At 37.0% G+C, this 13,955-nt stretch carries 14 protein-coding genes and 5 tRNA genes; 10 read left to right on the forward strand and 9 right to left on the reverse strand.

Annotated features, from left to right (window positions below):
- The first annotated feature begins 23 nt into the window (after positions 1–23).
- From pdxR to BUC06_RS08295, 4 genes are all read left to right on the forward strand, one after another.
- Positions 24–1,472: a MocR-like pyridoxine biosynthesis transcription factor PdxR gene (pdxR, locus tag BUC06_RS08280; protein WP_073332378.1), complete on the forward strand. Its 1,449-nt coding sequence runs from the start codon at positions 24–26 to the stop codon at positions 1,470–1,472.
- A gap of 71 nt (positions 1,473–1,543) precedes the next feature.
- On the forward strand, positions 1,544–1,786 hold the full coding sequence (locus BUC06_RS08285; protein WP_073332381.1) for an Ada metal-binding domain-containing protein: 243 nt from the start codon (positions 1,544–1,546) through the stop codon (positions 1,784–1,786).
- Between the two features lie 232 nt (positions 1,787–2,018).
- On the forward strand, positions 2,019–2,792 hold the full coding sequence (locus BUC06_RS08290) for a GLPGLI family protein (RefSeq protein ID WP_073332384.1): 774 nt from the start codon (positions 2,019–2,021) through the stop codon (positions 2,790–2,792).
- A gap of 31 nt (positions 2,793–2,823) precedes the next feature.
- The gene (locus tag BUC06_RS08295) at positions 2,824–3,126 is read left to right on the forward strand and encodes a hypothetical protein (protein ID WP_073332387.1); all 303 of its coding nucleotides are present in this window, start codon (positions 2,824–2,826) and stop codon (positions 3,124–3,126) included.
- Between the two features lie 205 nt (positions 3,127–3,331).
- Here BUC06_RS08295 and BUC06_RS08300 read toward each other — a convergent pair.
- The 5 genes from BUC06_RS08300 to BUC06_RS08320 form a co-directional block, all read right to left on the reverse strand.
- Positions 3,332–3,404 (reverse strand) — tRNA-Met (locus BUC06_RS08300).
- Between the two features lie 39 nt (positions 3,405–3,443).
- Positions 3,444–3,516 (reverse strand) — tRNA-Met (locus BUC06_RS08305).
- A gap of 39 nt (positions 3,517–3,555) precedes the next feature.
- A tRNA-Met gene (locus BUC06_RS08310) sits at positions 3,556–3,628 on the reverse strand.
- A 39-nt stretch (positions 3,629–3,667) separates the two neighbouring features.
- Positions 3,668–3,740, reverse strand: a tRNA-Met gene (locus BUC06_RS08315).
- 39 nt (positions 3,741–3,779) lie between these two features.
- A tRNA-Met gene (locus tag BUC06_RS08320) sits at positions 3,780–3,852 on the reverse strand.
- A gap of 101 nt (positions 3,853–3,953) precedes the next feature.
- Between BUC06_RS08320 and BUC06_RS08325 the strand changes: the two genes are divergently transcribed.
- The 6 genes from BUC06_RS08325 to BUC06_RS08350 all read left to right on the forward strand — a co-directional run bounded on the left by BUC06_RS08325 (position 3,954) and on the right by BUC06_RS08350 (position 9,762).
- Positions 3,954–4,565 (forward strand): L-threonylcarbamoyladenylate synthase, encoded by a 612-nt coding sequence (locus BUC06_RS08325; RefSeq protein WP_073332390.1) that lies wholly within the window; start codon positions 3,954–3,956, stop codon positions 4,563–4,565.
- A gap of 43 nt (positions 4,566–4,608) precedes the next feature.
- Complete coding sequence (locus BUC06_RS08330; protein ID WP_073332393.1) at positions 4,609–5,310, forward strand: CPBP family intramembrane glutamic endopeptidase; 702 nt, start codon at positions 4,609–4,611, stop codon at positions 5,308–5,310.
- 4 nt (positions 5,311–5,314) lie between these two features.
- On the forward strand, positions 5,315–6,073 hold the full coding sequence (gene yaaA, locus BUC06_RS08335; protein ID WP_073332735.1) for a peroxide stress protein YaaA: 759 nt from the start codon (positions 5,315–5,317) through the stop codon (positions 6,071–6,073).
- The gene (gene prmC / locus BUC06_RS08340; RefSeq protein ID WP_073332396.1) at positions 6,074–6,925 is read left to right on the forward strand and encodes a peptide chain release factor N(5)-glutamine methyltransferase; all 852 of its coding nucleotides are present in this window, start codon (positions 6,074–6,076) and stop codon (positions 6,923–6,925) included.
- Between the two features lie 715 nt (positions 6,926–7,640).
- A complete protein-coding gene (locus BUC06_RS08345; RefSeq protein ID WP_073332400.1) occupies positions 7,641–8,213 on the forward strand; it encodes a hypothetical protein in 573 nt (190 codons plus the stop codon).
- Positions 8,214–8,220: 7 nt separating this feature from the next.
- The gene (locus BUC06_RS08350) at positions 8,221–9,762 is read left to right on the forward strand and encodes an L-type lectin family protein (RefSeq protein WP_073332403.1); all 1,542 of its coding nucleotides are present in this window, start codon (positions 8,221–8,223) and stop codon (positions 9,760–9,762) included.
- A 104-nt stretch (positions 9,763–9,866) separates the two neighbouring features.
- On the opposite strand, the gene BUC06_RS23785 is transcribed toward BUC06_RS08350, so the two are convergent.
- From BUC06_RS23785 to BUC06_RS08365, 4 genes are all read right to left on the reverse strand, one after another.
- Positions 9,867–10,043: a hypothetical protein gene (locus BUC06_RS23785; RefSeq protein ID WP_167367408.1), complete on the reverse strand. Its 177-nt coding sequence runs from the start codon at positions 10,041–10,043 to the stop codon at positions 9,867–9,869.
- Between the two features lie 151 nt (positions 10,044–10,194).
- Positions 10,195–10,464: a hypothetical protein gene (locus BUC06_RS08355; protein WP_139263331.1), complete on the reverse strand. Its 270-nt coding sequence runs from the start codon at positions 10,462–10,464 to the stop codon at positions 10,195–10,197.
- Positions 10,465–10,713: 249 nt separating this feature from the next.
- Positions 10,714–11,355, reverse strand: a complete 642-nt coding sequence (locus BUC06_RS08360; protein ID WP_073332409.1) for a rhomboid family intramembrane serine protease — start codon at positions 11,353–11,355, stop codon at positions 10,714–10,716.
- Between the two features lie 11 nt (positions 11,356–11,366).
- On the reverse strand, positions 11,367–13,955 hold the full coding sequence (locus BUC06_RS08365) for a DNA gyrase/topoisomerase IV subunit A (protein WP_073332411.1): 2,589 nt from the start codon (positions 13,953–13,955) through the stop codon (positions 11,367–11,369).

Below are 13,955 nucleotides of genomic sequence, written 5' to 3' on the forward strand. Positions count from 1 at the left end.
TATTAAACATCAGGTAGTCCAGTATGTTTCCATTTGAACATGTCATTATTATCGATAAAGAGCACGGTACACCGCTATACAGACAGATTGCCGTCTCCATCATTAACGCTATAAGAACCGGAGTCTTACAACCTGGCGCCCATCTTCCGGGAACACGGGAGCTATCCAGAACATTGGGAATACATCGTAAAACTGTAGTTGCGGCCTATGATGAATTGTATGCACAGGACTGGATCACTATCGTTCCCAGAAAATACACTGCCGTATCTGATCGTATTCCTTTTCTAAAACCTCAAAAATGGAATACTGCAAGTGTTCTTCCATCTTATGAAAACAGTTTCAAACTTCCGTTCAGAACTATCGATGAAAAGAAAGAAAAATCTGGAATATCTATAATCCCTGAGCTTGTCATTGACGATGGTCATCCTGATGTCAGGATCTCTCCGATCGATGAACTCCTGAAAACTTATCGTTCTTATACTTCCAAAAGGCATACAATTAAAAATGCCAATATGGGAACAGAACAGGGCACTTTAAGACTAAGAGAAGAACTTGCGCAATACCTTTCCGAAACGAGGGGCCTCAATATCGGAGCAGAAAACCTTCTGATCACTCATGGTGCCCAGATGAGCATTTATCTTACCGCACAGCTTCTTCTTGGCGCTCAATCAACTATTATTGTAGGAATACCTAATTATCCGGCAGCCAATGCAGCATTTGAACAAACGGGAGCAACTGTTCTGGAAGTTCCTGTAGATGAAAACGGTATGGATATCAAAGCTGTTGAAAGGATCTGCAGAACAAAAAAGATTGATGCTGTTTACGTGATTCCTCATCATCATTACCCCACAACCGTTACACTCAGCGCCGGCAGAAGAATGGAGCTTCTGGAACTTTCAAATACTTATTCTTTCGCTATCATTGAAGATGATTATGACTATGATTACCATTATACTTCTTCTCCGTATCTACCTCTGGCAAGCGGCAGCCATAATGGAAACATAATTTATACCGGATCTTTCTCCAAGATTTTAGATCCTTCCCTAAGGATTGGTTTTATGGTGGCCCCCGGAAATTTTATTGAGCAATGTACTGCCTTAAGAAAAATTATTGATGTGGGCGGTGACGGCTATATGCAGAATGCCTTAGCCTTTCTGATTAAAGAAGGTGAACTGAAACGACATCTAAAAAAAGCAAAAAAGATCTATCATCAGCGAAGAGACTTCCTGGACGTTTTGCTAAAAGACAGATTAAATCCTTATATTTCTTATGTTCTTCCTCCGGGAGGAATGGCTCTATGGATTACATTGCTGCCCGACTATCCGGTGAGTCATTTGATCAATCTTCCTCAACTGAAGATTTTACGTGCTGATGAGGAGCTGAACGCTTTCAGGTTTGGCTTTGCTTCAATGGATGAAAAAGAACTGGAAACCACTGTCGATTTTCTACAAAAAACATTGAGTTCCATCTAAAAAGACTTTCAATATCAGAAAATACCGCGTGTTCAGATTTTATAAATGATTGCAAATCCATATCTTATCCTATGGAAAAGCATATTGAGATGACTGATCATGACTTAAAAATTAAAATAAGAAGCGAGAAAATTACTTTTGCAGGAAATCTGAAATTAAAAATCTACAGATTACTTACCTGCTTTTCCGGCAAAACAATAAAAAGAGAAAACAAAATTTTCTTTATCTCTGAAAAAGAAGCATTAGAAAATAAATATCGTCCCTGCGGGCACTGCATGAAAGAAGAATACAAATTACGGAAAAGTAATCAATAGATGTTTCTCTATCAATATTTCAGAAGATTAAATTTTAACTAGACTATATTATTCAGCCAACTGCCTCCAAATTAGATCAAAGCAAAAAATAGAAAGGAGGTGGGTACTCTAAGATTGAAAGCTTCACATGAAGTAGATCTAATAATTAGGATGCTATTTTACATAATAAAAAAGTTGAAAAAAAACAGCTTCCCGTAATTGTGAATAAAAAAACATTTTGTATGATTGTGGTATGAAAAAGACATTATTTGGTATTATTATTTGCCTATATAGTATTAATTTATCTGCTCAGGATAACAAGGCCATTATGGAGATTAACTATGAAACTAAAATAATTTCTGACAGTTTAAACAGAGATAAAGTTAATATTTATTCGACCGCTTTAGTTTTCAATAATACTCAATCAATATATTGTAGTAAGGAAGCTAAATTATATTATAAAGGAACTCCAGCAGAAACCATTTCTACTTCAGCTGGTCCAATTGCTAAGTATCCAAAAACTACAGAAAGCATTTATAGAAACAATGATGTTATTACTGCCTCATTACCTGTAGGAAAATATGCTTTTACCTTTGAAGAGCCTAAATTGAAATGGGAAATACTGAATGATAGAAAAGATATAAAAGGCTATAAAAGTCAGTTGGCAAAAACAATAACTGATACTGGCCAAACCTTTTTTGCATGGTTTACAACAGATATTTCTATTCCTGAAGGACCTTTTAGGTTCAAAGGTTTATCGGGGTTGGTCCTGGAAGTTTACAATAAAAGCAGAACCATTGAGATCTATGCTACAGACATTAAGAAATCTGATGAATTAATCGAACCTTTAAAATATTACAACGAGGTAAAGGCTAAAACTAAAGCTCAGTTTTTAGAAGCTAGAAAAAATTTCCATGAAAACCCATCAATGTACAATGGAAACATTAAGGTTTTAGATGCAAATGGTAATGATAGAACCAAATTTATGACTGATCGTCTTAAAGCTATTAATACATTCTTAGATTAAAACATTTTTAAAAACAATAAAAATTCCAACTATGAAAAAACTATTATTTATCGGAGCATTGGCTCTTTCTACAGTAACTTTTGCTAATACCAAAGAAGAGGTTAAATCGGAAAACAAACAGGAAGTTAAAACAGAAAAGGCTGCAGAAGTCAAAGAACTTACCCCAGCACAAAAAGAAGCTCTAGCTTCGTATTTTCGTTGGTGGTCTGTCGCTTTTAAAAATGCATGTGGTAGTACTACAACAGTCCTTTTTCAATCAGACAATCCAGATATGAGTCCAGGATTTAATGATGAACTAGCATATGCGGTTAATTCTAATTATGACAATTGCTAAAAAAAATCAAGTACAAATGTGAATAGCTTCCTAAATTAAGAAGCTATTTTTTTAATGTCTATTCGGAATCATCCTTATCTTCAAAATATTTCGAGTAGTCTTCATCTAACTCTGCGTCGATATTCCTCAGCATTTAATTGATTTAAGTCCGACAATATAAATAACAAAAAAAGAAGCAATAATTTTATTGCTTCTTTCGTTCTAGTAGCGGGAACCGGACTCGAACCGATGACCTTCGGGTTATGAGCCCGACGAGCTACCTACTGCTCCATCCCGCGGTGTATCTTTAGAGTGTTTACCGAAAACACTTAACTTAGTAGCGGGAACCGGACTCGAACCGATGACCTTCGGGTTATGAGCCCGACGAGCTACCTACTGCTCCATCCCGCGGTGTATCTTTAGAGTGCTTACCGAAAGCACTTAACTTAGTAGCGGGAACCGGACTCGAACCGATGACCTTCGGGTTATGAGCCCGACGAGCTACCTACTGCTCCATCCCGCGGTGTATCTTTAGAGTGTTTACCGAAAACACTTAACTTAGTAGCGGGAACCGGACTCGAACCGATGACCTTCGGGTTATGAGCCCGACGAGCTACCTACTGCTCCATCCCGCGGTATATTTTTAGAGTACTTACCGAAAGTACTAAACTTAGTAGCGGGAACCGGACTCGAACCGATGACCTTCGGGTTATGAGCCCGACGAGCTACCTACTGCTCCATCCCGCGTTATTGGATTGCAAAGATACGTCTATTTTTTAAAAATCCTAATTTTTCTTTTAAATAAAGGACTTTTATGAAAACTATTTTATTATTTGTATCTTTGTTTTATGGCAAAAATACTGAAAATTTACCCTGACAACCCTCAGGAAAATCTTGTGAATGAGGTTATTAAAACCCTAAAAAACGGCGGACTGATTATCTATCCTTCTGACACCATCTATGCCCTGGGATGTAATATTTTTGATATAAAAGCCATGGAAAAGCTGGCCCAGATAAAAAAAGTAAAGCTGGAAAAGTCTAAATTCTCAATTATTTGTAATGACCTGAGTCATCTTTCAGATTTTACAAGGCCTATCGATACTTCTGTTTTCAGATTTCTGAAAAGCCATCTTCCGGGGCCGTTCACCTTTATTCTTGATGCCAATAAGAGCCTTCCTTTAGCCTATAAAAATCATAAAACAATCGGTATCCGTGTTCCTAATCATCCTATCCCACAGCTTATCGTGGAAAAACTGGGTCACCCGATCGCTTCAACCTCTATTAAAGATGATGACGAGATCATTGAATATTCTACAGATCCGGAACTGATTGCAGAAAAGTATGGTCATCTGGTAGATATTGTCATCGATTCAGGATACGGAGATAATATAGCATCTACTATTGTGGATCTTACGTCCGGAGAACCGGAGATTATCCGTCAGGGAAAAGGAATTATTTAATGATCGATCAATTGTTGAGAAACTTCACCTGATTATTTAGATTATGAGTTTGAACGGAAAATATGCATTGGGAATTCTTTGCACCTTTGTCCTTTTGGCCGCAGTGATGCTCTATGTGTTTCCGTTTATTTATCTTTTAACGGGAATAAAGGCATTGACACCGGTAAATTTCTTCTATACAAGAATTGCGCTATGGACTGTTCTTGGATTGATCTTTCTTTACAGCCTTTTTATTGAGAAAAATAATTTTTTGATCTGGAAGGAAAAGAAGTACCCTGCCTTGTTCTATATCAAGGCCGTTATTGCTCTGTACTTTATTTGCGCTTTTGGCGGAGCTTTCCTCAACCTTATTGTCCAGCTTTTAACCCAGGAAGGGATGAGCAAAAAACTCGCTCAGATTTCTTCTGTTTTTAGAAATAATTATGGGCTGATTCTCTTTACCTGCTTTACGGCAGGAGCTGTAGAAGAACTGCTGATGCGAGGATATATCCAGCCGAGAATTGAAAAAATATACAATAACCCGTCTGTTGGCATCATGGTTTCTGCCGCTTTATTCGGAATTTTGCACAGCACTTACGGAACCATTGGACAGGTCCTGATCCCTTTCTTTATCGGAGCTGTTTTTGCTTCATTTTATAAAAAATATTCTAATATTAAGATTCTGATCATCTGTCATTTTGCGTACGACCTCGTGTCTATGATGATCATGAATTTTATTGACATTAAACATTTATCTGCATTCTAACATTATGAAAATTATAACTTCTCCAGCGAAACTGATGAACGTTGAGAATTCAACAGACCTACTGAGATCCACCACTCCCAAATTCATCGAAGAATCTGCATTCATACAGTCCTATTTAAAACATAAATCGCCGAAATACCTTTCCGAACTGATGGAAATATCACCTAAACTGGCTGATGAAAACTGGGAAAGAAACCAGAGATGGAAAGATAAACCTGCCGCAAAAGAATCAGCTCCGGCCATGTTCGCTTTCACAGGGGAAGTGTACAGGGGACTGGATGCTAAAACTCTGGATAAAAATGCTGTAGACTACTTACAGAAAAACTACAGAATACTTTCCGGATTGTACGGACTGCTGAAACCTTCAGATAAAGTGATGCTCTACCGACTGGAAATGGGACGTCCTTTTGAATTTGATCAATACAAGAATCTCTATGAATTCTGGAGAGAAAAAATTACAGATCAGCTTAATTCTGAAATGAAAAAAGGAGAAATTCTTCTTCATCTGGCCAGCAACGAGTACGGAAAAGTGATCGACAGGAAAAAATTAAACCATAAAGTCATTGATTTTGATTTTTATGAACTGAAAGAAGGAAAACTGAAAACCATCGTTGTGTATACCAAGCATGCAAGAGGTCTGGTGGTAAGATTCTGTGCTGAAACCAATGCCAAAACCTTAGATGATGTAAAAGCATTCAACTATGAAGGCTACCTGATCGATGAAGAAAAATCCACAGACACTAAACTGGTTTTTACAAGATAAATGACAATATCAGAATTTAAGAAATATTTCAAAACAGCACTTTCTGAAGTTTACAGTGATTCGGAAAGTGCTTTTTTGGCGGCTGTTTTTATAGAAAAGATTATCGGCATCGATTCATTTCATCAAAGAAGATTATCCGGTCAGGAACTTCTTCTGGATGATGAAAAACAGCTTCTGCAGGTGATTTCAGATTTAAAAACCGGAAGACCTTATCAGCAGATCCTGGGAGAAACCGAGTTTTACGGGATGTCATTTTTTGTTGACGAGAATGTCCTGATTCCACGTCCTGAGACTGAGGAATTGCTTGAGATCGCCATTCATAAAATTCACGATCTGGAAATAGATGTCGAGGGATTAAAGATCCTGGACATTGGTACCGGAAGTGGTGTGATTCCATTGGTTTTAAAAAAGCATTTTCCCGGCGCTGACATTTCATCTATTGATTTTTCTGAAAAAGCTTTGGAAACTGCTACACGAAACGCAGAACATCATCAGCTGGAGATCAGTTTCATTCATGGAGATTATCTTAATTCTGAATTATCCGAAAGCTATGATGTTATTATTTCCAATCCTCCTTATATAGGTATTGAAGAAGAAATTGAAATTGCCGATTCTGTTAAGGAATTTGAGCCTAAAATGGCTCTTTTCTCCCCAGTTCAGGATGCGCTGATCTTCTACCGGAAGATTGCCGAGGATTCTAAAAAGTATTTGAAAGATGGTGGCCTTTTATTTTTGGAAATTAATCAGAAGCTCGGCCCCGAAACCCTTGACTTGTACACTGAATATTTTTCTGAAGCCCAACTCATTAAAGATTTATCTGAAAACGACCGTTTTATCGTTGTAAAGAAATAAGTGATTTTATGTTAATTAAAAAATTACACAGATATCCTATTCAAAATAGGGTTATGCTTTAAATTTAACATATATAAAAAAACACAATAGAATACTATGAGGATCAAGTCTCTATGATTCCAACAAATAAAAAATTGGAAGGAATTTTATTTTGTTGAAAGTAGTAAACAGACCAAATCAATTTTGGAGAACTATTGGAAGATGAATTAAATATTTTTTCAAAATATCCCCCTCAATAAAGTTTATTTTTGGATTTTTAATAAAATACAATGACTTACATATTAAAAATAATATTAATAATTCATTAATCATATAAAAATTTAAACTAAAACACGTTAATTAAATTAAAAACAGCGGATAGATTAAAATTAATCATCTGAAGCTGAGTACTTAAAACATTTTATTCGTAAATTTGCAAAAAACACGAAGGAATATGAATCTTACTTATGTAGCTTACAAAGCGACTTAACTCAATTTTCTTTTTCGACTATTTCAGATAAGACATAAAATGCTCTTCTTATAAAGCATACATGTTATATCTGTTATTGATTTTGGGAACAAAGGTCTCCTTATACCATTGCTGAATACAACAACTCATTATTTAAATGGATTGTTGATGGTACTTATTTCTTTAATAGAATTAGGTTGTCTTTGAATACCTTTTAAAAAAACATAAAAACAAAAAATACACAGATAAAAAATTATTAAGTACATCATGATTAAAAAATTATTTCTATCAATCGTTTTCGTAAGTTCATTTTCATTTGCTCAGATCGGTATCAATACCTCCACACCTGATGCAAGCGCTGCGCTGGATATTTATAGTCAAAGTAGAGGTATGTTGATACCAAGGCTTACCACTGCAAAAAGAGACGCTATTTCCAATCCGGCCACCTCACTTCTTATTTATGATACTGATAAAAAATGTTTAAGCCAGAATATTGGTACACCTACGAAACCTGACTGGTTATGTATAAGTGGTAGTGCTGTAAAAATGTTTTACATGCCTAGTGTTTCATTTGACACTTCCAGCAATGCCATTGGCCGAACTAAAGATTTGTATACATTGTATAAAACTCAGTTCGGATCTCCAAAAGCAAAGAGTACCAGTGCACCTGAAGCGATTCCTTTTTTTCCATCAAGTAAAGATCTTTACTATTACGTGACTGATGCGGACTCTAATGTATTCAGCAATATTTCTATTTCTGATGATGGTGTAATGAAATACGATGTAAAAGCAGCAGCTACAGACTGTTCTTTTATTAATATTGTTTTTGTTGTTAAATAATTGAGTTATGATAAAAAGTACCTCAATTGTACAAAGCAAAAGATTTTTGCTTATTTTTTCATTGTTTATTTTCTTCCAAAATATTCAGGCGCAGAATGAACAAGGAACCGGCTATCCGTATTTTGTTAACTTTACTCAGGGATTACAACCTCAGGAAGCCTACAAAGTATCTACCAGCGGTGTTCAGAATGACGCTACTTTTACCACCGAAGGATTACGAATGACCCGAAGTGTTAATAATATTTCAGGCGGGATTATCCTTGCTGATAAAATATTCAAAAGTGATCAGGGAATTAAATTCGAATTTGAATTTGCAATTTATGGAGGAAATACTAATGGAGGAGATGGTATTTCTATCTTTTTAGTAGACGGATCTATTCCTAAAGAACAGCTCAATATCGGATACTTTGGAGGAGGATTAGGATATAGTTTTGTTCGTGGAAGTGAGTCTACGGAAGGACTGAGAGGAGCATATCTGGGAATAGGTCTAGATGAATTTGGAAATTTCAAAACAACCTTTAACCAGGGTGAAAGAGTTAGAAATGGAATTTTTGGTGTAACATTAGCTAATGGGCGAAGCAATATTTCTTTAAGAGGTAAACGCGGAAATCAGTATCTGTCGGCATCTGAACCTGCGGGATACAATGGTTACCCACTACTGTATAGTACGGCTACCAATGTTTCCCCTTCCAGCAACAATAGATCCATTTATCTGGATACACAGACAGGGAAATTTATTGGCATTAAAAATCCGAATCTTCAGCAATTCAGTATTGAGAGTGGCGGAACTACGATTCCCCTAAATGAAAATGATGTAAGATTCCGTAAAGCATTTGTCACATTAATACCCAATCCTTCCGGTGGTTATAATATAACCCTGGAAATACAGCACGGAGATGTGAAAGAAAAAGTTATTGACAATTATTATTATCCTACTTCTCTGAAATATACAGAGAGTACAATATCCTCCAGTACGGTAAGAACTCTGGATACGTCACCCCCTTCTACTTTCAGAATTGGTTTTGCTGCTTCTACCGGAGCTGCTAAAAATATACATTTATTGAAAAACTTAGGAGTTACCAGACCTTATGCTGCCGAAGTAACAGATGATCTCTTTGAAGGATGTCCAGGGATAAAATCTACGTATTTCCCTTTACTTAATGATGCAGCTTATTCTTCCGCAAGTGGTCAAAACCCGCCAACCCTTTCTTATAACAACCTTGATTTTAGTTCATTTCGTTTTTTAGATATCAATGGTAATGTGATTCCGAATATAACAGGTGGAGTTTATACCAGCAGTCAGGGTACCTGGACCTATTCATCCACTACAGCAGCGCTTTCCTTCAGGCCCGCGATTGGATTTACAGGAGTTGCCCAAATACAATATGATATTAAAGGCGGCGGAAGCAATGGTACTGAAGCTCCTTACAATAAAGAAGAATACAGATCAATGCCAGCTTTGATACAGGTTAATATTTCAAGCGCAAATAACTGCAGCAAAGCCTGCGTTATTTCAAACAGGAATGTTACTCAGAAAATATCAAGATAATTTGATAAAAACCAGCTTTAAAAGCTGGTTTTTTCATTTTAACGGAGTGAAAATCAATGTTTATTTTTTTTAGTAAATGCTGAACGGCCACTTCAATCGCATTATCAACAAGCAGATACCTTACTCCCAATTCTTTTATTGATTCCCGGTTTGAAGTAATGATGATGGATTCTTAAACCTTTCATATGAGCAGAGCTCAGACTGGTCTTTATTTTCAGCCTTCTCAGGGCGTATCCGCTCTTTCCCATCATATCCAACATCGCATCCGGAATCAGAATCATTAAAGAATTCTCTAAAGGCAGGATTCACAATTATTACTTTTATTTCTCCCTAAAGTATTGGCTGTACTAACGAAAAAGAATTTTTCCACTCCGGCCTCCGTAGTTTGAGAGAATAAATGGATGGTAGCATCATAATTCTGAGATTAATCCCTTAAGTGTTGGCAGAAAACTGCTGAATTCTTTTTTTGTGTTTCCTGATGGCAAAGTATGAACGGTCAGTACAGGATAAAGCCTGGAAAAGGATTAGGCCAATAAATATAACATTAAAAACAGTCTGATCTTCAAATCCTCCAAATCGTTGCAATAGAATAATAACCTGAAAATTGCTGTACTTCAGGTCTGAAATTTTAAATTTAAAGGAAGGAGTGGTGCAAAATAACACACTGAAATAAAATATGACCGGAGTGAGAAACAGGATCATATGAACTGTAATTATAGAATGAATCTCAATCGATAATTCCTTAACCAACGTAAATACGCCATCCATCCAGAAGCTAGATGATAATAAAAGAAAGATCCCGAACCAGAAATTATATTTCCTGTTTATCCGTAAAGGATTGGATCATTTCATTAGAGAAAGCAAAACCAATGAAAACCAGATTAATACAACGATGAAACCGTTTAATTCTGATGTGTTCATTGGTTTTGATTTTGTGATAAAAGATGGTGGTTACCCTATTCTCTTCCTGACAAAAATTTCGTAGCCCAGATAGATCAGTGGCAGCGACATGGCTCCTAAATAAAGAATATTACTCATAGCTTGTTGAGGATGCAGTGTAATAGAATAGACAAGTCCAAAGAATGCCCCCCCTAAATGAGCGGCATGTCCTAGATTATCCCATTGCTTAGGATTCAGCATCATATAAACAGAATATCCAAAATACAATGTTCCAAACAACCATCCCGGTAAAAAGTTAACGCTAATCTCATTAGGAGCCATTGCAATAGAAGCAAAAATGACACCCGAAACAGCTCCTGATGCTCCGATAGCAGAGTACCATGGCTGTTTTTTATAAATCATAAGACTGAATAAATTTCCAAGGATCATTGATCCAAAATAAATAATCACAAAGCCTATATTTCCAAAAAATGACGTCACAACTCCCTGGAAGAAGTATAAAGAAAGCATATTGAAAAATAAATGCATAAAATCGGCATGCAAGAATGCTGAACTGATAAGTCTTATATATTCTTTACGATTGGCAATTGCCCCAACGTTAAATTTATATTTCTCGAATAAAGCCGTATTATTGAACCCAAAGTAACTGATAATACAGGTTACGGCCATAATGACTAAAACAATTGTACTCATAATTTAAATTCTTAATTTTCAGGTTCATCGCTTTCAAAGAGATCCCCGATTACTGTTCGGTCATCATCCACAATACCGTCTCCGGTTTCCGGCTCTTCATACACTTCCGGTTCCTCTTCCACAGGTTCAGGAATGGTGATATTGATTGTTTTCACTTTAAATTTTGTAAACTGATTTCCTATGGCTTTTATTCCTTTTACAGTAATAAATTCATCCAGATGTATGATTTCAGCATCACGGTCTTTCCCTTTATCTTTAGCAAAAATAATCTCTGCTGAGGCACCGTTGGCCACAATCACGTTTTCAATGAATGATTTCGGATGTTCCGATGGCATAAAGGTCTGCAAATTCACTGTATTTTCCAAAAGGAATCTCTTAATAAAGTACATCTCTTTTTCTCCATCGTAATAAATACAGGTCACAGGCTGTTGTGGTTTCCACTTTTCCAGAACCAGATATTCATCATCGAAACGGTTCCCCAGATCGAAAGAAACCAACTTCACTTCACCGTTGGTATTAATGGTCAGAATTCTATCATCTCCTTTGAAGCTGCCTAAAAGAGTTCCTCTGGCATCGGCATTCAGTCTCCTCACCGTATCATCGAACCATATTTTTCTGGGAGCCAGCGTAGAAACACCTTCTTCCTTCATATCCACTTTTTTCACTGAATATTTGGTTACCAGATTTCCTTTAGAATCTCTTCCTTTAATGGCAAGATCAGAGAAATCGATTTCCATTTTATTTTTTCTGATCCTCGGATTGGGTTTTAGAAGAACGGTTACGGTTTCTGCTTCTCCGTTTGGATTGGCTGAAAAATAGAGTACTTCTGAACCTTTTTTATCGGAAGCCAGCGGATAGTCCGTGTTTCTGGTCACTGCAGTTACAGAAAAACGCTTCATATAATAAGGTCCTTCCCTGCCTTCGCGGTAGATCATATTGTAAACTGTCCTTTTGTCGTTCTTCTTCCATATGGCAACGCTCAGAAGGTCTTTTCCGACAAAGATTTTGGCGTCCACTTTTACAACCTTCATCGTTCCGTCTTTTCTGAATATAATGATATCATCAATATCCGAACAGTCGAAAAGATACTGGTCTTTTTTCAGGGATGTTCCAATAAAGCCTTCTTCAAAGTTGGCATAGAATTTCTCATTCGCCACCGCTACTTTTGTTGCATCAATGGTATCAAAAATTCTAAGCTCAGTTTTTCTTTCTTTATCTTTACCGTATTTCTTCTGAATATTTAAATAATAATCAATCGCATAAGCAATCAGATTCGCAAGGTTGTATTTTACCTGCTCTATTTTGCCTTCAAGGGCTGCTATATTTTCCTTAAATTTATCTAAATCGAATCGTGAAATTCTCTTGATTCTGATCTCGGTCAGTTTTAAAATATCTTCTTCCGTTACGGCTCTTAAAAGGTGCTTCGTATGGGGCTTTAATCCTTTATCAATGGTTTTAATCACCTCTTCCCAGGTCTTTACCTCTTCAATGTCATGATAGATCCTGTTTTCTATGAAGATCCTTTCCAGTGAAGAAAAATGCCAGCTCTCCTGAAGTTCATGAAGTTCTATTTCCAACTCTTTTTTAAGAAGGGAAACCGTGTGCTCCGTGTTCATTTTCAGAATGTCGGAAACGTTCATAAACATCGGCTTGTCGCCTACGATCACACATGCATTCGGAGAAATGGTAACCTGACAGTCTGTAAAAGCATAGAGTGCATCGATGGTTTTATCCGGTGAGACATCATTATGAAGATGGATCAGGATTTCTACTTTGTCGGAAGTGTTATCTTCAATCTTTTTGATCTTGATCTTTCCTTTTTCGTTGGCCTTCAGGATAGAATCAATCAGGTCGCTTGTTGTTTTTGAGAAAGGAAGTTCGGAGATCACCAGCATATGCTTGTCGGTATGGGTAATTCTGGCTCTCGCCCTTACCTTACCTCCTCTGTGTCCGTCATTATATTCTGAAACATCAAGATATCCTGCCGTCAAAAAGTCGGGAAACAATTCAAATTTCTTTCCTTTCAGATGGGCAACGGAGGCATTGATCAGTTCATTAAAGTTATGAGGGAGAATCTTTGTAGAAAGTCCTACACCGATTCCTTCCACTCCCTGAGCAAGAAGCAGCGGAAATTTAACGGGAAGATCTATGGGTTCATTATTTCTTCCGTCGTAAGATTTCGCCCATTCGGTAGTTTTTGGATTAAATACTACTTCCAGTGCAAAAGGAGTCAGTCTGGCTTCAATATATCGGGCTGCTGCCGCAGAGTCTCCGGTATAGATATTCCCCCAGTTTCCCTGCGTATCTATAAGAAGTTCTTTCTGCCCGATCTGTACCATAGCATCGGTAATGGAGGCATCACCGTGAGGGTGATACTTCATGGTATTTCCTACGATGTTGGCTACTTTGTTGTAACGGCCGTCTTCCAGTTCCCGCATAGAGTGCATGATCCTCCTCTGAACAGGCTTTAGCCCATCATAGACGGAAGGAATCGCTCTATCCAGAATTACATAGGATGCATAGTCCAGAAACCAGTCTTTATAAAGTCCTGAGACTTTTTTCAAGCTCTCACCTTCGTGCGAGTTTTCTTCTGTCGTCAT

Origin of the sequence: Chryseobacterium carnipullorum, assembly GCF_900142785.1 — a bacterium.
In the GTDB taxonomy this organism is placed as follows: domain Bacteria; phylum Bacteroidota; class Bacteroidia; order Flavobacteriales; family Weeksellaceae; genus Chryseobacterium; species Chryseobacterium carnipullorum.